The 17,551-nt window shown below is 38.7% G+C and carries 20 protein-coding genes; 2 read left to right on the top strand and 18 right to left on the bottom strand.

Going from position 1 to position 17,551, the window contains the following annotated elements:
- The 13 genes from sufC to RI196_RS04220 form a co-directional block, all read right to left on the bottom strand.
- The gene (sufC, locus tag RI196_RS04275) at window positions 1-786 is read right to left on the bottom strand and encodes a Fe-S cluster assembly ATPase SufC (protein WP_063386930.1); all 786 of its coding nucleotides are present in this window, start codon (window positions 784-786) and stop codon (window positions 1-3) included.
- Between the two features lie 229 nt (window positions 787-1,015).
- On the bottom strand, window positions 1,016-1,150 hold the full coding sequence (locus RI196_RS18780) for a YuzK family famiily protein (RefSeq protein ID WP_498710709.1): 135 nt from the start codon (window positions 1,148-1,150) through the stop codon (window positions 1,016-1,018).
- Window positions 1,151-1,818: 668 nt separating this feature from the next.
- Window positions 1,819-2,664 carry a MetQ/NlpA family ABC transporter substrate-binding protein gene (locus tag RI196_RS04270; RefSeq protein ID WP_063386932.1) on the bottom strand — a complete coding sequence of 282 codons (846 nt, stop codon included), beginning with the start codon at window positions 2,662-2,664 and terminating at the stop codon, window positions 1,819-1,821.
- 18 nt (window positions 2,665-2,682) lie between these two features.
- Window positions 2,683-3,351, bottom strand: coding sequence for a methionine ABC transporter permease (locus RI196_RS04265; protein ID WP_063386933.1), 669 nt, complete (start codon window positions 3,349-3,351; stop codon window positions 2,683-2,685).
- Window positions 3,344-4,369 carry a methionine ABC transporter ATP-binding protein gene (locus tag RI196_RS04260; RefSeq protein WP_063386934.1) on the bottom strand — a complete coding sequence of 342 codons (1,026 nt, stop codon included), beginning with the start codon at window positions 4,367-4,369 and terminating at the stop codon, window positions 3,344-3,346. Before RI196_RS04260 ends, RI196_RS04265 begins: the two co-directional genes overlap by 8 nt.
- Before the next feature lie 265 nt (window positions 4,370-4,634).
- Window positions 4,635-4,949: an SCP2 sterol-binding domain-containing protein gene (locus tag RI196_RS04255; protein WP_063386935.1), complete on the bottom strand. Its 315-nt coding sequence runs from the start codon at window positions 4,947-4,949 to the stop codon at window positions 4,635-4,637.
- Window positions 4,950-5,063: 114 nt separating this feature from the next.
- Window positions 5,064-5,375, bottom strand: coding sequence for a thioredoxin family protein (locus tag RI196_RS04250; protein WP_063386936.1), 312 nt, complete (start codon window positions 5,373-5,375; stop codon window positions 5,064-5,066).
- A 16-nt stretch (window positions 5,376-5,391) separates the two neighbouring features.
- Window positions 5,392-5,742: a toprim domain-containing protein gene (locus RI196_RS04245; protein ID WP_063386937.1), complete on the bottom strand. Its 351-nt coding sequence runs from the start codon at window positions 5,740-5,742 to the stop codon at window positions 5,392-5,394.
- Between the two features lie 149 nt (window positions 5,743-5,891).
- Window positions 5,892-6,275: a glycine cleavage system protein GcvH gene (gcvH, locus tag RI196_RS04240; protein WP_063386938.1), complete on the bottom strand. Its 384-nt coding sequence runs from the start codon at window positions 6,273-6,275 to the stop codon at window positions 5,892-5,894.
- Between the two features lie 63 nt (window positions 6,276-6,338).
- Window positions 6,339-6,698 carry an arsenate reductase family protein gene (locus tag RI196_RS04235; RefSeq protein ID WP_063386939.1) on the bottom strand — a complete coding sequence of 120 codons (360 nt, stop codon included), beginning with the start codon at window positions 6,696-6,698 and terminating at the stop codon, window positions 6,339-6,341.
- Window positions 6,699-6,917: 219 nt separating this feature from the next.
- On the bottom strand, window positions 6,918-8,657 hold the full coding sequence (locus RI196_RS04230; protein ID WP_063386989.1) for an acyl-CoA dehydrogenase FadE: 1,740 nt from the start codon (window positions 8,655-8,657) through the stop codon (window positions 6,918-6,920).
- A gap of 133 nt (window positions 8,658-8,790) precedes the next feature.
- On the bottom strand, window positions 8,791-9,966 hold the full coding sequence (locus RI196_RS04225) for an acetyl-CoA C-acetyltransferase (protein WP_066249187.1): 1,176 nt from the start codon (window positions 9,964-9,966) through the stop codon (window positions 8,791-8,793).
- An 18-nt stretch (window positions 9,967-9,984) separates the two neighbouring features.
- Window positions 9,985-12,366, bottom strand: a complete 2,382-nt coding sequence (locus RI196_RS04220; RefSeq protein WP_311066985.1) for a 3-hydroxyacyl-CoA dehydrogenase/enoyl-CoA hydratase family protein — start codon at window positions 12,364-12,366, stop codon at window positions 9,985-9,987.
- Window positions 12,367-12,538: 172 nt separating this feature from the next.
- Between RI196_RS04220 and RI196_RS04215 the strand changes: the two genes are divergently transcribed.
- Together RI196_RS04215 and RI196_RS04210 are read left to right on the top strand one after the other, a co-directional pair.
- Window positions 12,539-12,802, top strand: coding sequence for a hypothetical protein (locus RI196_RS04215; RefSeq protein WP_133309146.1), 264 nt, complete (start codon window positions 12,539-12,541; stop codon window positions 12,800-12,802).
- 14 nt (window positions 12,803-12,816) lie between these two features.
- Window positions 12,817-13,167, top strand: coding sequence for a spore coat protein (locus RI196_RS04210; RefSeq protein WP_063386942.1), 351 nt, complete (start codon window positions 12,817-12,819; stop codon window positions 13,165-13,167).
- Between the two features lie 363 nt (window positions 13,168-13,530).
- On the opposite strand, the gene RI196_RS04205 is transcribed toward RI196_RS04210, so the two are convergent.
- Genes RI196_RS04205 through RI196_RS04185 form a run of 5 tightly spaced genes read right to left on the bottom strand, consistent with a single transcriptional unit; the run spans window position 13,531 to window position 17,433 of the window.
- On the bottom strand, window positions 13,531-13,782 hold the full coding sequence (locus RI196_RS04205; protein WP_094245242.1) for a DUF2573 family protein: 252 nt from the start codon (window positions 13,780-13,782) through the stop codon (window positions 13,531-13,533).
- A gap of 15 nt (window positions 13,783-13,797) precedes the next feature.
- Window positions 13,798-14,562, bottom strand: a complete 765-nt coding sequence (locus tag RI196_RS04200; RefSeq protein ID WP_311066984.1) for an IucA/IucC family C-terminal-domain containing protein — start codon at window positions 14,560-14,562, stop codon at window positions 13,798-13,800.
- Window positions 14,550-15,371 carry an ABC transporter ATP-binding protein gene (locus tag RI196_RS04195; protein WP_063386944.1) on the bottom strand — a complete coding sequence of 274 codons (822 nt, stop codon included), beginning with the start codon at window positions 15,369-15,371 and terminating at the stop codon, window positions 14,550-14,552. Before RI196_RS04195 ends, RI196_RS04200 begins: the two co-directional genes overlap by 13 nt.
- 11 nt (window positions 15,372-15,382) lie before the next feature.
- Window positions 15,383-16,435 carry a FecCD family ABC transporter permease gene (locus tag RI196_RS04190; RefSeq protein WP_066249179.1) on the bottom strand — a complete coding sequence of 351 codons (1,053 nt, stop codon included), beginning with the start codon at window positions 16,433-16,435 and terminating at the stop codon, window positions 15,383-15,385.
- Complete coding sequence (locus RI196_RS04185; protein WP_235600414.1) at window positions 16,432-17,433, bottom strand: FecCD family ABC transporter permease; 1,002 nt, start codon at window positions 17,431-17,433, stop codon at window positions 16,432-16,434. The genes RI196_RS04190 and RI196_RS04185 overlap by 4 nt, the downstream gene beginning before the upstream one ends.
- Window positions 17,434-17,551 lie beyond the last annotated feature (118 nt).

The following is a 17,551-nucleotide window of genomic DNA, read 5'->3' as shown; positions in this document are numbered from 1 at the left end:
TTACGCTTCTTGCCCTACTGTTTCGTCTTCGATGCCTAATTCCTTTTTAATCCAGTCATATCCTTCTGCTTCAAGACGCTGAGCTAGTTCTGCTCCGCCGGATTTCACGATTCTTCCTTGCATCATAACATGAACAAAATCCGGTGTAATATAGTTTAACAAACGTTGATAGTGTGTAATAATCAAGCAGCCAAACTCAGGGCTCCGCATTTCGTTGATACCTTTGGAAACAATTTTCAACGCATCAATATCTAAGCCTGAATCAATTTCGTCCAAGATGGCAATCTTAGGCTCAAGCATCATTAATTGAAGTATTTCATTCCGCTTTTTCTCACCGCCCGAGAATCCTTCATTTAAATATCGCTGCGCCATCCCTTGATCCATTTCAAGAAATTCCATTTTTTCATCCATTTTGCGAATAAATTTCATTAAAGAAATTTCGTTGCCTTCGCCTCGGCGGGCGTTGATAGCTGAACGCAAGAAATCAGCATTTGTGACTCCGCTGATCTCACTTGGATATTGCATGGCAAGAAAAAGTCCTGCACGCGCACGCTCATCTACTTCCATCTCAAGCACATCTTGTCCGTCGAGAGTTATGGATCCTTGTGTCACTTCATATTTTGGATGTCCCATGATCGCGGAGGAAAGAGTTGATTTTCCTGTTCCGTTCGGCCCCATGATCGCATGAATTTCTCCGCCTTTTATTTCAAGGTTCACACCTTTTAAAATTTCTTTCCCTTCTACGGAAACATGCAAATCTTTAATCGTTAATGTAGATCCTGACATAACCAATACCTCCATTAATCTATAGGTCAAATATTAATATCATTCTCAATTTATTCTCATTATTATTTTATAACAAATTAAAAGTGAATACAACCTTTTAATATCTCACAACATTATTCATATTACCAAATTTTTAGGAACAAAGTATATAGTCATCTTAGTATCATTCAAACAAACTTGTTGTATGTATTCAATAAAAAGAAAAACCAGTCTTTGCCGACTGGCTGATTTAGTTTAGCGTAGACAAAAACAATTTCCCTTTCAGATTAGCTGTTACAATTTGGCTGCTGCGGTAATTTCGTTCTCTTTTTCTTTCAACCTTCATTCGCTTCTTATGTGTTCTCCTATATTCGTTATATCCCATTCCGTGAAATTGATGCATTGCTTTTTCCATTTCAGACGTAAATTTAATGTCTATCATTTCTTGGTTTAAATAAATAATGAACCAATCCTTTCATTTTTTATACAATTTAATGTTAGCAATGATTACAGCTTGCAAGCAACCTGCTGTATCGCTGATTAAAACAGCTTAAAACCCATTTTAAGCCAATGAGAAAGGATTAAAGGTTCAATCTTACAAATGCTCCAAAATACTGAAAATTACATCTTTATTTGTTTTTCATGCAAAACATTCCGTTCTAAATGCGGCCGCTAAGCTCATCACAAGTCCTTCTTCGAAAGCTGGTGCAAATCCTGCTGCTTCATATATTTCCTTTCGGCTGCATTCCCGCTGGAGAGAAAAAATACAATATTCATCTTGCATTTGACACTGATCTTTCATGCTATTGATAGCTCAACCTTTTTGAAACAAGCAATTGTAAAATTATGTTGAGTAAATGCCCCATTCCCTTTCTTATGTTCTGCTGAAGCGCTTAATTGAAATGAACAGCACTTTCTATTTGCTTTTTTGTCGGCATAAATTTCACCTAAGTTCGTACGTTTTTTCTCAAATGAAATTTTGTCCAAACAATACCAGCTCAGCTTGGTCCAAAAAAAGAAGCTGCGCGTAAATATGCACAGCTTCCCAATTGATTATTCAGCAGGAATAACGGAGCCTTGATAATTTGTTTGAATAAATTCTTTAATTTCATCTGATTGTAACACTTCTACAAGAGCTTTAATTTTTTCAGAGTCTTTATCTTCACTGCGGACAGCAATGACGTTTACATACGGATTGTCTTTTGGCGATTCAAGAGCAATGGCATCTTTTGATGGGTCAAGTCCTGCATCCAGAGCAAAGTTCCCGTTAATTAATACAGCGTCGCCTTCATTGTTTTCATAAGCTTTCGTCAACATTGGCGCTTCGATGTCTGTTTTGAATTTCAAATTCTTTTTGTTTTCTGCTATGTCATCAACTGTCGCTTTCGTTTTATCAACGCCATCTTTCAGCTTAATTAAACCTTTTTCCTCCAGCATTGACAGCATGCGTCCATGGTCAGCAACTGAGTTACTCATGATAATAGTAGCTCCATCCGGAAGCTCCTCTAAAGATTTATATTTTTTTGAATATACGCCAATTGGCTCAATATGAATTCCGCCGGCATTGACAAAATCATATCCATGTTCTTGTTTCTGTGCTTCAAGGTAAGGGATATGCTGGAAGTAGTTTGCATCAATATCCTTTTCCGCTAAAGCTTTATTCGGCAATACATAATCAGTGAATTCTTCAATTTCCAATTTATATCCTTTTTTCTCAAGAAGCGGTTTTGCTTCCTCTAAAATTTCTGCATGTGGAACAGGAGATGCGCCAACTTTAATTACTTCATTTTTCTCATTGTCAGAGCCGCCGGAGCTGCCTCCCTGATTACTACCACCTCCGCAAGCAGAAGCAAATATCATCGTCGCACCTAAAACAGTCGCTAAAAGCCATTTTTTCATATTATTCTCCTCCTTCGTTTAACGCTTATCAATTGCTCTTGTAATCATATCGCCGATCAATTGGATGATAAATACAATAATCAATATGAGTACAGTTGCAACAAATGTTACATCACTATGATTACGCTGAAATCCCTCTAAATAGGCAAGGTTTCCAAGACCACCGGCACCAATGGCGCCTGCCATGGCTGTATAACTTACCAATGCAATTGCTGTGACAGTTATTCCTGAAACTAAAGCAGGCATCGATTCTGGAAGCAGTACCTTGAAAATAATTGTGCTCATTGTAGCTCCCATCGATTTTGCAGCTTCAATCACCCCCTTGTCAACTTCCCTCAGTGCAATTTCCACCATCCTTCCATAAAAAGGCGCAGCACCAATGATGAGTGCAGGAAGTGCAGCATTAGCCCCTAAAATGGTACCAACGATTGCTTTTGTAAAAGGAAGCAGCAAAATGATCAAAATAATGAAGGGAATTGAACGGAATACATTGACAACTGCTGCAACAAACGAGTGGATAAACCGATTTTCCCACATGTTCCCCTTTGACGTTAAAAACAATAAAAGACCTAAAATAATTCCGAGAAAAAATGTAGCAAATACAGAAACAGCTGTCATATAAACCGTTTCATAAGTTGCATCAATGACTTTGTCCCATTTTACATTTGGCAACAATGTCTCAAACATTCGCAATCACCTCCAGCTCCACTTGTTGATTGCGAATAAATTCAATGGCTTGTTCAACTGTAGTTTCATCTCCATCAAAATGGATGATTAACGTCCCGTAGGATCCACTTTGAGTTTGTGAAATTTTCCCTTGCAAAATATTAACCTCTACATCGAACTCTTTAATGATTTTTGAAATCATAGGCTGCTCCGCTCTGTCTCCTACAAAGGTAAGTTTGACAACCTTTCCATGCTTGTACTTTTCAAGCAGGTAATCAATCGTTTCCATTGTTTCATCAGGTTCTGTAACTTGTTTAACAAATCGTTTTGTAATGTTAGCCTTCGGATTTCGGAAAACCGTCAACACATCACCATGTTCAACAATCTTCCCGTTTTCCATCACAGCCACTCTATGACAAATTTTTCGAATTACATGCATTTCATGGGTGATCAAAACAATCGTTAAACCTAATCGCTTGTTAATATCTACAAGCAAATCTAGGATGGAATCAGTCGTTTGAGGGTCTAAAGCAGAAGTCGCCTCATCGCACAAAAGAACTTTCGGATTGTTCGCAAGAGCTCTTGCAATGCCGACTCTTTGTTTTTGTCCTCCACTCAATTGCGAGGGATATGCATCTTCTTTTCCTTCTAAACCTACTAGTTTAATAAGTTCATCAACTCTTTTGAGCCGATCGCTTTTCTTCATGCCGGCAATTTCTAATGGAAAAGCGATGTTCTCCCGCACTGTTCTTGACCACAATAGATTAAAATGCTGAAAGATCATACTAATCTCTTTTCTGGCGGATCTCAGTTCTTTTCCTTTAATTTGGTCTATTCTTTTTCCCGCCACTTCAACTGTCCCATTTGTCGGCTTTTCAAGACCATTTAACAAGCGTATTAATGTACTCTTCCCAGCACCGCTGTATCCGATGATCCCAAAAATTTCTCCGCTCTGGATTTGAAGATCAACTTGATCGACAGCTTTTACTTGGCTATGATTCGTATGATAAATTTTTGTAACACCGTTGAGAGAAATCATGTTTACACCTTCTTTCACACATGCAGCAGCTTCGGTTTAATACTAAAAGCCTTCCTGCACAGCTGCAGAAAGGCACGATTACATTCAATTGACCTTCCTTTTTTTCAACGCAATTGTAGACAAAGCTTTATTGTACATGTGCACCCGCTATTTTTCTATTAAAACATTATTTTAAACAATACAAACTAACTGGGAGAGATTGTACCATTCAACAAACATTGTGTCAATATATTCTTTTCCGATATCTTTACTCTATTTTAACCTGTTAGGCCAATAAAGACAAGACAGATTCTAATCTTAAAATATCCCGAAATCTCCCCTCAACTTTTACTGCTTTCAATTTCATTAGTTGTTGGAGCTTTAGCTGGCCTGTAATGAGCTCTTCCATTTGCTCTTCATTTCCTATAATTTTTACATCAATGGATTCGATATTTCCATCAACTCGTCTTAATCCTTCCAAATCCAATTGATAACAATAAATGCTTTGGCCAAACTCAAAAGCAATAAACATAGGACGTGCCGGAAATAAAGGCTTTAAAAAATGATGATCATTTGCCTTTTCTAATAAAAAATCAAACATTGACAACCCCCCAGCAAATATTTTATTTTACTCATTCTTTCTAGCTTTCCTTCTTCCTGCTGGGAGTTGTCGACGCTTTCTAGAAAAAACTGACATATTTCTCAGGAAATATAATTATATGGTAGAAAAACTTTTTAACTTTTGATATAAATAGTCAATAGAATGAAACGCATATATTTTTTCGGCAATTTGTCCTTTCTCAAAGATCAATAAACATGGAACACTTTCAATTTTCCATTTTTCAGCAAATTCAGGGATATAATTCAAATCTTTCGTATATATGTTTATGGAAGGAATGATTTTTTCTACAATTTCCAGCATGCTTTTAGCTAATTTACACGTCCCGCAAAAAGGTGTATATAAAAATATAATGGTTTGCTCTTCATCGCTAATCGCATCTAATTGCTCTTTTGTTATTTCAATCATTGAACACACTCCACATTTATGATAAATATCTTGCATGTACATCAATATTTGCTCTCAGCAAAACGGCGGCAATATGCTGTTCAGGTGCGGATGCAACTTGACGGTACATTTTGTCTATATATAAATGGTTGGCTTCCGGAAGCTCCCGCTTAATTTGTTTTCTCAATTTTTCTCCTGCTTCATCTGCATCGACTAAAATATAAACATCCTTGAAAAATAAGCTTTCCGCCAATTCATCGAGCTTGGACAAGCTTAACGTGCCATTTGTACAAATAATCTCAGCAGGTTCATTAATAATTTTCTCTACTTTTTTCTTATCAGACTTTCCTTCAACAATGATAACTTTCTCAATTTCTATCAGTGCCATTGTTATCACCTGCTTATAGATGCTTTTTGATATATACTTATTCTAAATGAAGTGGTTGATTCCTTCACACAAAACACTTTGATTGTCCGCACTTTTCCATTTATAAAGAAAAGGAAACCCCCTTCTCAAAGGGAGACGGGGGTTTCATATTAGTCTTCTTTTACCATTTCTTCATATTCTTCAGCTGTCATTAATTTTTCAACATCTTGAATGTCATTTGGTTCAACAACAATCATCCAAGCCTTTTCATAAGGAGATTCATTTACATATTCAGGATTGTCATCCAATTCCTCATTCACTTCAACAACTTTTCCGCTGATAGGGGCATAAAGCTCAGAAACTGTTTTCACTGATTCAACGCTTCCGAAAGGTTCGTCAGCGACTATTTCATCTCCAACTTCTGGAAGTTCAACAAATACGATGTCACCGAGTTCAGACTGCGCAAAATCAGTGATCCCAATTCTTACTTTGTCACCTTCCACCTTTACCCATTCATGCTCTTCAGAATAACGCAATTCTTTTGGTGTATTCAATGTCATTCCCTCCAATTATCATTTTTATATAAGAATTCTATTTAAATAGAATCTTTTATAAATTTAATTTCCCCAAATCTTCTCAAATTCCTCTTCTTTAAAGCCAACGGTCACCTTTTCCCCATTGGTAACAATCGGCCGCTTAATGAGCATACCGTCTGATGCGAGCAAATCAAAGAGCTCCTCATCTGTTGCTGTTTTTACTTTTTCTTTTAAACCTAATTGACGATATTTTTGACCGCTCGTGTTAAAAAACTTTTTTAACTCCAATCCGCTCTTTTCATAAAAGGATTTTAACTCTTCTTTAGAAGGAGGATTTTCCACGATATGTATTTCACGAAAATCAATTCCGTGATCTTCCAGCCATTTTTTCGCTTTTCTGCAAGTTCCGCACTTCGGATACCAGTACATTGTTAAAGCCATTCCTTCTCACCTCCTTCATACAACACCAATAATATTTTATCATATCCGATTTGGACAAACATAATAACTTGATCAATAAATTTTTGGAGCTGTCCAGAAAGTCAAATTCCCATTGAAAACAAAAAATTATAAACACCAATATATCAACGTTTCTAAAACATTAAAGGGGGCGTCAATTAGCCGTAAAAACGACTTATTAGACACCCCTAAGTCCCGCAGTTATACTATATATTTTTCCTCTTCAATCACTCTAGCTGCAATTTGGCGTTTTTTCTTAATGACATTTACAGGGATTTGTCGCATCAATTTTTTTAGAGCAGAGAGAAGAATCCGCAAGTCGTCTCCTTCCTCGATCGCAACAATCGTTTCTTTTGCATTCGCCTCTAATTCTTGAAACGCTTCTTGCACAAACACTTGTGTATAAAGAAGCTTCTGTTTATTCTTTTCTTCTCCTGAGTTCACAATGGCCTTTTCTGTGCGCAAAATAGCGGATTCCATCGCATAAACGTTATTTACCGCATCCGCGATATTTGCAAGAATCTCTTGTTCCTGCTGCAAGGATTGGCCAAATTTTTGAGCTGCAGCACCTGCCAGCAAAAGCGTCACTCTTTTCGCTTGTTTCAACAAATATTTTTCTTGCTCCAATACGCCATCGCCGATTTCTTCCGGCATCCATGTCAACAGTTCTTTTTGAAGGCTTTGTGCTTTTTGAAGAAGAGGTAGCTCCCCTTTCATTGCTTTTTTCAAAAACATTCCCGGAACAAGCAAGCGGTTGATTTCATTCGTTCCTTCAAAAATGCGGTTAATTCTGGAGTCGCGATAGGCCCTTTCCACTTCATATTCCGCCATGTATCCGTATCCGCCATGAATTTGAACTCCTTCATCCGCTATATAATCAAGCGTTTCAGAACCGAATACTTTGTTTAATGAGCATTCGATCGCATATTCAGCAATCGATTGGGCAACAGCATTTCCATCCTTTTGCTCTTCAGGTGTTAAATAACTCATCCGGTCATCAAACAATCCAACCGTTCGATAGACTGAGCTTTCCATTGCATAAAGCTTCAGCGCCATATTGGCCAACTTTTCTTGGATTAACGGAAATTGGGCTATCGGCCGTCCAAATTGTTTCCTTTGCACCGCATATTTGACCGACAATTCGATGATGCGCTTGCAGGCTCCGATTGCCCCGACGGCTAATTTGTATCGTCCGATATTTAAAATATTGAAGGCAATTTTATGCCCTTTGCCGATTTCCCCTAAAACATTTTCTTTTGGCACTAAAACGTTGTCTAAGATCAATGTCCTTGTTGAAGAGCTTTTGATCCCCATTTTCTTTTCCTCAGGACCTGTTGAAACACCCGGAAAATCTCTTTCAACAATAAATGCTGTGAAATGTTTGCCGTCCACCTTTGCATACACGATAAAAACATCTGCAAAAGCTGAATTTGTGATCCATTGTTTTTCTCCGTTTAAAATATAATGTGTTCCTGCCTCATTTAGCTTCGCTGTAGTTTTTGCACCAAGAGCATCTGATCCTGATCCTGGTTCCGTTAATGCATATGCAGCGATTTTTTCACCGACTGCAAGGCTGGGCAAATATTTTTTCTTCTGTTCTTCATTTCCAAACAATACAATTGGAAGCGAGCCAATGCCTACATGGGCTCCAAATGTAATTGAGAAGCCCCCTGCGCGGGAAAATTGTTCTGCAATAAGAGCAGAGCTTACTTTATCAAGACCTAGTCCGGAATATTCTTCTGGAATATCTGCTGCGAGCAGACCAAGTTCGCCAGCTTGCTTCAGCAATTTCACCGAAATATCAAATTCATGGTTTTCAAGACGGTCAATAAAAGGAACAACCTCGTTCAGGACAAAATCTTCAGCTGTTTTCGCAATCATTTTATGTTCTTCTGTACAGTCTTCCGGCGTGAAGATCCGATCAAAAGGAATTTCTTCCATGATGAAGCTTCCGCCCTTTATATAGGCCTCTGTTTTGTTTGCCACCCAATATTCCCCCTTTTGGATTCATAAATAAGTTCGAAGACTCCATGTCATTTTCCATCATGTTTAGAAAACCTAACCTTTTGGTTTTTTATAGAAGCTCGAAAACTCCCGCTGCACCCATTCCGCCGCCGATACACATCGTCACCAATCCAAATTGTTCATTTCTTCTTCTCATTTCGTGGATAAGAGTTAATGTCAATTTTGCACCTGTACATCCAAGAGGATGTCCAAGAGCTATGGCACCTCCGTTTACGTTTACTTTCTCTTCGTCTAATTTGAGTTCTCTAATTACTTGAATCGCTTGTGAAGCAAATGCTTCGTTTAATTCAATGAGTCCAATATCGGAAAGTTCAAGACCCGCTAATTCAAGCGCTTTTGGCACCGCAACGACAGGGCCTATTCCCATCACTTCAGGCGGCACTCCTCCTACAGCAAAAGAACGGAATTTGGCCAGCGGCTTTAGCTGAAGCTCTTCCGCTTTTTTTCGATCCATTACCATAACGGCAGCCGCTCCGTCGCTCATTTGCGAAGAATTTCCCGCCGTTACAGATCCGTTTACTGCAAATACCGGTTTTAAAGATGAAAGAACCTCTTTTGTTGTTTCTGGTCGAACCCCTTCATCTTTGCGAAATATTGTTTTTTTCTCCTGCAGCTTGTTATTAGCATCAACTGTTCGGTTCGTGATTTCTACAGGAACGATTTCTTCAGCAAATGCTTCGTTTTGAATTGCTAATGCTGCTTTTTGGTGGCTCCGCACAGCAAATTCATCTTGTTCCTCTCGACTGATATTGTATTTTTGTGCGACCTGCTCGGCTGTATGTCCCATGCTCATGTAATATTCAGGCGCTTCCTCGGCAAGCTTTGCATTTGGCCGCAATACATTTCCAGTCATTGGAACAAGACTCATTGATTCTGTTCCTCCTGCGATAATGACTTCCGCATGCCCAAGCATGATCCGTTCAGCTGCATAAGCAATAGCCTGCAGCCCTGAAGAACAAAACCTGTTAATGGTTATTCCCGGCACTGTATAGGGGAGCCCTGCCAGCGCCGCGATATTTCTTGCAATGTTTAAGCCTTGTTCTGCCTCAGGCATAGCACAACCAATAATGACATCATCAATATGTCCGTCATAGCTTCCGGCCCGCTTCAATGTTTCCTTTACTACTAATGCTCCTAAATCATCCGGTCGTATGTTGGCTAATGCCCCTTTTTTTGCTTTTCCAACCGGTGTCCTAGCACCAGCGACAATGACAGCTTCCCTCATTTTTCTAACTCCTTTCTGTCAGTTGCGCAGCGGTTTTCCTTTTAACAGCATGTGCTGCATCCTGGCTTGTGTTTTCGGTTCACCTATTAAACTTAAAAATGCTTCCCGTTCCAAATCGAGCAAATATTGTTCATCTACCTTTGTCCTGTATGGAAGCTTGCCTCCCGCAATCACATAGGCTAATTTTTTAGCAATCTTTACATCGTGCTCCGAAGCGTATCCCGATAAATAAAGATTTTGTGCCCCTAATATCATGGCGGCATATCCGGTCTCGCCAACTACCGGAATTTTTTTGCGGACAGGAGGACGGTATCCGCTTTCATATAAAAACAGCGCTTTTTGCTTCGCATCATACAGCAGGTGATCTTTATTGATGGTTATGGCGTCTGTCGGTTGAAGAAACCCGTTTTGCTGCGCTTCCTGTGCGGATTTGGACACCTTAGCCATGGCGATCGTTTCAAATGTTTTATTTGCGACCTTTTGCAAATCAATTTCAATATCATTGCCGATTTGGTCAAGAATTTTTATATACAGTTCTTTGTTTCCTCCCCCGCCCGGGATCAGTCCAACACCTGTTTCAACTAGGCCAATGTAAGTTTCCATAGCTGCTTGAATGCTTGAGGCAGGCAAACATACTTCCGCGCCGCCTCCCAATGTCATATGAAAAGGGGCCGCTACAACCGGCTTCGGACTATATTTAATTTTCATCATCGCTTGCTGGAACTTTCTTATCATCAGCTCAATTTCAAAATAATTTTCATCCTGCGCCTCCATTAACATAAACGCAAGGTTTGCGCCTACACAAAAGTGTTTTCCTTCATTGCCGATGACTAGCCCTTTATAATTTTTATCAACTTCGTCGATGGCAAAATCGATCATTTGCACAATATCATAGCCGATCGCATTGTTTTTCGAATGAAACTCGAGCAGTGCGATATCATCGCCGATATCGATTAAGCTTGCCCCGTTATTTTCTTTAATGATTGATTTTTCATTTTTCAACGATTGCACATGAATTTGTTTCATATTTGTTTGCAGCAGTCTGTACTCGCCCCGATGATAAAAATAAGTGGTGCCTTCGCTTTGCTTATAAAACGTTTCATTTCCATCCTTCAGCATTTGCTTGACCCATGCTGGCACTGTTCCGCCCTGCTGTTCAATGGTTTCAACCGATCGTTTTATCCCGATTGCATCCCACATTTCAAACGGTCCAAGCTCCCAGCCAAATCCCCACTTCATCGCTTGGTCAATGTCAACGATCGTTTCGGCAATGCTGTCCAGCTGTTCTGCGGAATAAAGAAGCGTTGGAATAAGAATTTTCCAAATAAGAGTGCCTGCACGGTCGTTCGAATAAACAACTGCTTTTAACTTCTCCCCGGTGCCTTTTTCACGTCTCGCTATTTCGATAGAATCGGCACGCAGTTTTTTTCTATTTTCATATTCCATCGTATTTACATTTAATTCTAAAATTTCTTTGCCCGTTTTTTTGTAGAATCCTTGCCCGGCTTTTGACCCAATCCAGCCGTTTTCATGCATTTTCTTCATAAAATCCGGGACACGAAAAATTTCTTTTTCTTCGCCATCCACTCTTTCATATACGTTGTTTACGACATGAAAAAACGTGTCTAAACCGACTACATCAAGTGTGTGGAATGTGGCGCTTTTTGGTCTGCCGATCAAAGGCCCTGTCACGGAATCAACTTCTCCGACAGAATAATTCCCTTTCAGCATTTCACGTACGGTTACAAGAAAACCATATGTTCCAATGCGATTGGCAATGAAATTCGGTGTATCCTTTGCGCAAACAACCCCTTTGCCAAGAACATCTTCACCAAATCTCTTCATAAATGCTACAACTTGTTCGTCAGTATCTTTTGTTGGAATAATTTCGAGCAGCTTCAAATAGCGTGGCGGGTTAAAAAAGTGAGTGCCTAAAAAATGTTTGCGGAAATCTTCTGAGCGGTTTTCTGACATCGAATGAACGGAAACTCCAGACGTGTTTGTGCTGATAATGCTGCCTGGCCGCCGCCATTTGTCCACTTTTTCAAAAACTTTCTGTTTAATATCGAGCCTTTCCACAACTGCTTCAATCACCCAATCAGCTTCAGCAATTTTCTCAATGTCATCATCAAAATTCCCGATCTCAATTCGCTCTATATTTTCTTTTGCAGTCAATGGAGCAGGGGTCTGCTTCTGCAGTCTTTGCACGGCCTTTTGAGCATAACGGTTTCGAACGATTGGATCTTTCAGCGTCAATCCTTGCTGTTTTTCTTCTGCCGTTAGTTCTGTCGGTACAATATCCAGGAGTAATACATGAATCCCGACATTCGCTAAATGTGCTGCAATTTGGGATCCCATCACTCCTGATCCGAGTACTGCAGCTTTTTTTATTTGACGCACAATTTCAAATCCCCTTTCATTTGAATGAACATTCATTCATTTTTTTCTGTTTTACTAAAGTATAAAATATTTAAAATTTTTGTTCAATATTCCTGTTAAAAAATTTTTGCATAACTCTTTAAAAATTGTGGGATATTAAATTTGTACATTTTTGAAAAAGGGGGCTTTTATGATGAATCAAATGCCAACCAATATGCAAAATATGCAGCAAAATCAAATTTATAACGAACCGCCGCAAATTATTTCTGTAAAAGATCAACTATATTTAACAGATATGATGTCATGGAATTTAATTGCGATGAAAAAAGCACATTTTTTTGCTTCACAATGCCAAATTCCTGAAATTAAAGCTGAGTTGGAAAAGGTAGGAGAAATGCATCATCGCCACTATCAGCAGATATTAAATCAATTAAATGGCAATCCACAAATGCAGTAGAAAGGAGATTTATTATGCAAGCCCAGCAATCAAACAACACGAAAATCAGCAATCCGGAAACAACAGTTCAAAAAAGCCCGCAAATGAACGACCGCGACTTTATAAATGATTTGCTTGCAACTGAAAAATATATGACACAAGGTTATAGCACAGCTTTGAATGAGCTTAGCCACACCGTTTTATACGAAAATATTCAAATGATTTGCGACGAAACGCAAAAATGCCAGCGACAGTTATTTAATGTCATGTTTAAAAATGGATGGTATTCCCTTGAGGCGTGCGACAACCAAAAAATACAACAAAGCTATCAGCAATATGCTAATTATTTGCAGCAGCAATCTCCTTACAATCAAAACATTCAATAAAAATGAACTTAAAAGTGTCTGACCCCAATCGAACAGACAGCAAATAAAGAGTTAAAGCAGCCTTATTCCGGTAAACAAGCGGAGTAAGGTTTTATTTCTTTTACGGGACGGAAATGTTATTCCCAATCGATTACTGAATAGGCGAGCTCATTCCGTTCTATATGATAACATCCTATATTTATCTGCTGTTTTTAAAGTAAGAAGCATTTTGCTTTAGCACAAAAAATTTTTAACCTTTATCAGCATTCCATTGTTTCGTCCAACGTCAATGCTATGAAACCTTAAAGTTATTTTGAATGATACTATTCTGTCCGCATAAAAAATCCTCCTGCTACTTATAAGGAGGACAACTTCAAATTTAGATCAACGTTTTTTATTATTTCTATGCTGTTCATTTAATTCTTTTATTTCATTAATAATAGCTTTCATTTGTTCTTTTGCTTCTGGAAATTTTTCATTCCAATGTTTCACTAGCGGCGGCATCGATTTTGCCATGTACGTATACAACACCCAAATTTTCACTTTTTCTTTTAATTCAGGAGACGATTTTCCAAGCAAGAGTTCGGTATACTTTTCAACAAGCGCATCAACCTGAGCTTGAAACTGGTTATCCATTTTTAATCTCTCCAATTACTTTTTTATTGTACATTCACTAACATTCGGGCATGTTCTGCATTTTTTCCCATCATCGTCTGTCAAATAAAACAGGCAGCATGTTTTTCTTTTTCGAATATAATCATCATATTGATCAGAATATGTCTTAGGACCAAAAAATTTTTTTAAAGGGTTCCGATTAAAATCCCCAAACAATTCACCTTTTGCTTCCTTCACGCAATAAATAAAATCTTCTTTTATTTTTTCATGTTTATCTTCATGCTGCTTTTCATTGAGCAATGTTTCATACATCCAAAATATATAGATCGCAACATTTTCCCAAAGAATCCATTTTGAAATTTTTGCCTCTGTTGAGACAACCTGTAAAAGACGGGTGATGTTTTCTTTAAATAATAAGGTTAACATTTCATCCCGCCATTTTTTTCTTTCTTGGGGAGCGATTGTGACTTCGTTCGATTTGAAATAAAAGCCCGGCAGCCAAAGCGGATCTTCGTCATCAGTGATCAGGACAAGATTTTTTATATCCACTTTTAAAGCTTTATCAAACATTGTCATGGTATAAAGAGCTAAAGCGGCTAAAAAAGCATATCTTTTAATAAACATTGACCCGGCTACATAAAGAGGTGCATTAAATTTAGGCTGAATATTTTTTAAAAACAGCTGCAGTTTTTCCGGTTTTAGCAGTTCCTCCATGTCAATTGATGAATCGGTTGCACGTTTTGCTTCTGAATATCGAAATTTTGACAGCACCTTTATTTCATCGAACGTCAACTTTCCCATGCCTGCATCCCTACTTTATTAATATTTCTCCCTTTTCCGAACGGAATACATAGCGGTGTTCCAAAAATCGGATCGCGAATAATTTTGCAATCCATTTCAAAAACATCTTTGACCAGTTGTACATTCATTACATCTTCCGGTTTTCCTTGTTTATAAATGTTTTTATCCTTTAATACGACGATATGATGAGCATAACGGCAGGCTAAATTTAAATCGTGAAGAACCATGATGATCGTTCTTTTCTCTTTCATATTCAATTCAAATAATAAATCGAGTATTTCAATTTGATGTGTTATATCTAAATAAGTTGTTGGCTCGTCGAAAAGAATAATATCTGTATTTTGCGCCAAAGTCATGGCGATCCATGCACGCTGTTTTTGTCCTCCTGATAAAGAGTCCACTGTTCGTTCTGCCAATTCACTCATTCTAGTTGCTTCAAGCGCTCGAAAAACTAATTCTTCATCTTCCTTGGACCATTGGTTCAGCCAATTTTGATAAGGATACCGTCCTTGTTTAACAAGCTGCAAAACAGTTAATCCTTCTGGGGCTTCAGGCCCTTGCGGAAGTATAGCCAGTTTTTTTGCCACTTCCTTTGTCGGTAGCTCGGCAATGTCCTTTCCTTCCAAGAGTACTGAACCGCCTGCTGGCTTTAAAATTCTTGCCAAAGATTTTAATAAGGTCGACTTTCCGCAACCGTTGCTTCCAATTAATACAGTAATTTCTCCCGTTGGAATAGTAAGATTAAGATCTTCAATAATCATATTCTGTCCATAAGCAAAAGTTAACTCATGAGTATACAATCTATGCATGCCATCACCTCCTAAATATTTCTGTGCTTCATTAACAAGTAAATAAAATAAGGAGCCCCGATCGCTGAAGTAAACACACCAGCTGGAATTTCATGCGGCAAAAAGATTGTTTTTCCCAATAAATCAGAAAGCATAACAATGAGTGCCCCGACAAAGGCTGAAATCGGCAGCATCAAACCAAAGCTTGAACCGACAAGCTTTCTTGCAATGTGAGGAGCAATAAGACCTACAAACCCTATCCCTCCTCCAAAAGCGACAGCAACAGCAGTCAAAGCGGTTCCTAGAAATAAGAGGAAAAAGCGGGTTAATTGTACCCGGTTTCCCATACCGATTGCGATCTCATCGCCAAAACTTTGAATATTGATCGTTCGTACAGTAACAACCGTTATCAAGAGAAGAATGATAGTTGCTGGAAACAAAATCTTTACTTGAGACCAGTTTGCTGCATAAACTGAGCCGGTTATCCAAATATTTGCTTGGGATGCTTGGTAAATAGGCCCTTTTATCATTAACAAAGTCGTTAATGCTTTAGTTAAAAAGGAGATTCCAATGCCGACCAACACAAGCCTGATTGCAGTCACACCGTTTTTCCACGACAATAAATAAACACATATGCCTGTAACGGCTGCTCCTATGAAAGCTGCCAAAGGCATCCAATGAATGCTTACAGTTAAAGAATGATTCTTATCGGAAAACAGCATTAAAAATAGTACAACCGCTGCCGAAGCACCACCGGTAATTCCGATAATGTCAGGGGATGCTAAAGGGTTCCGAACTAAATTTTGCAAAATTCCGCCCGCAACAGCCAAACACATGCCGACCAAAAGGGAAATAAGAATTCTCGGAAGCCTAAATTGTTTAATAACAAGCTCGTTCGTTCCATCCCCTATTCCAAAAATTGTTTGAAAAACTTGGACAGGGCTGATCATCACTTCGCCTACACTTGCACTGACAAGGATTACGAAAAACGCCGCAAGAAAGAAAACGAACGTAAGTAAAAAGGCTTTTTTATCAATTAAAAATGAAATGACATTTCCGATCCGAAGCGAAACATATTTTTTCATGATGCACGAACCCCCTTCCTTGCAATATAAACAAAAAATGGGGTTCCAATTATCGCCGTCATGACCCCTACAGGGACTTCTTCAGGCATGACAATGAAACGGGCGCCAATATCTGCTGCAACTAGCAAAATCCCACCAAATACTGCACAGAACGGCAAAATCCATCTGTAATCATTTCCGGCCACATACTTTGCAATATGGGGCACGACTACGCCGATGAATGCAATAGGACCAGCCGCCGCAACTGCACCGCCCGCAAAAAATATGACAGCACAGGCTGCAAAAAACTTCACTGTTCCTACTTTTAGTCCTAAACTTTTCGCCACTTCTTCTCCCATTACTAAGACGTTTAATTTAGAGGCGATAAATGTACAAATAACTAATCCAATCAAAATATATGGAAGAACAGCTGTCATTACCTCCATTTTGCGGCCTTGCACAGATCCTGCAAGCCAAAATAATACTTGATCCAACGCTGCTTCATTTAAAACTAACAAACCTTGCGTAAGGGAAGAAAAAAGTGCCGCAACGGCCGCTCCTGCCAAAGTAAGCTTTACAGGCGTCAATCCATCACTACCCAATGAGCTGATCATGTACACAAGCATGGCAGCAAAAGCTGCGCCTGCAAAAGCAATCCAAGTAAACGCTTGTAAGCTGTTTACAGAAAATAAGGAAAAAGCTAGAACAATAAAAAATCCTGCACCGGCATTGATGCCAAAAACGCTTGGCGATGCAAGAGGATTTTTCGTAATAGCTTGCATCAATGCACCGGATAAAGCAAGACAAGCGCCGACTACACTCGCTATGACGGATCGAGGAAGTCGAACATTTTGTATAATAATATGTTCATTGGAACCATTAAAATGAAAAAAAGCATCCCATGCCATCTTCCAGCTTGTATCCGTATATCCATATACAATACTTGCACACATGCAGAATAATAGAAGCAAAAAGGAAAGAAAAAGTAAGATTGCTTTACGATTACTAGATAATGACAACTTCACGTCTCTCCTAACAAGTCGAACTTCTGAACCAATTGTACCAAATCATTTTGAATGTGAAAATCATTTTCAATTAATTATTGACTTTTTATTTCTCACTGATTACTATTATTAA

The sequence above is a fragment of the Aeribacillus composti genome (assembly GCF_031760945.1).
GTDB classification, from domain to species: domain Bacteria; phylum Bacillota; class Bacilli; order Bacillales; family Aeribacillaceae; genus Aeribacillus; species Aeribacillus composti.
The sequence above is the reverse complement of the archived record's forward strand: the minus strand, read 5'-3'. Positions and strand labels throughout refer to the sequence as shown.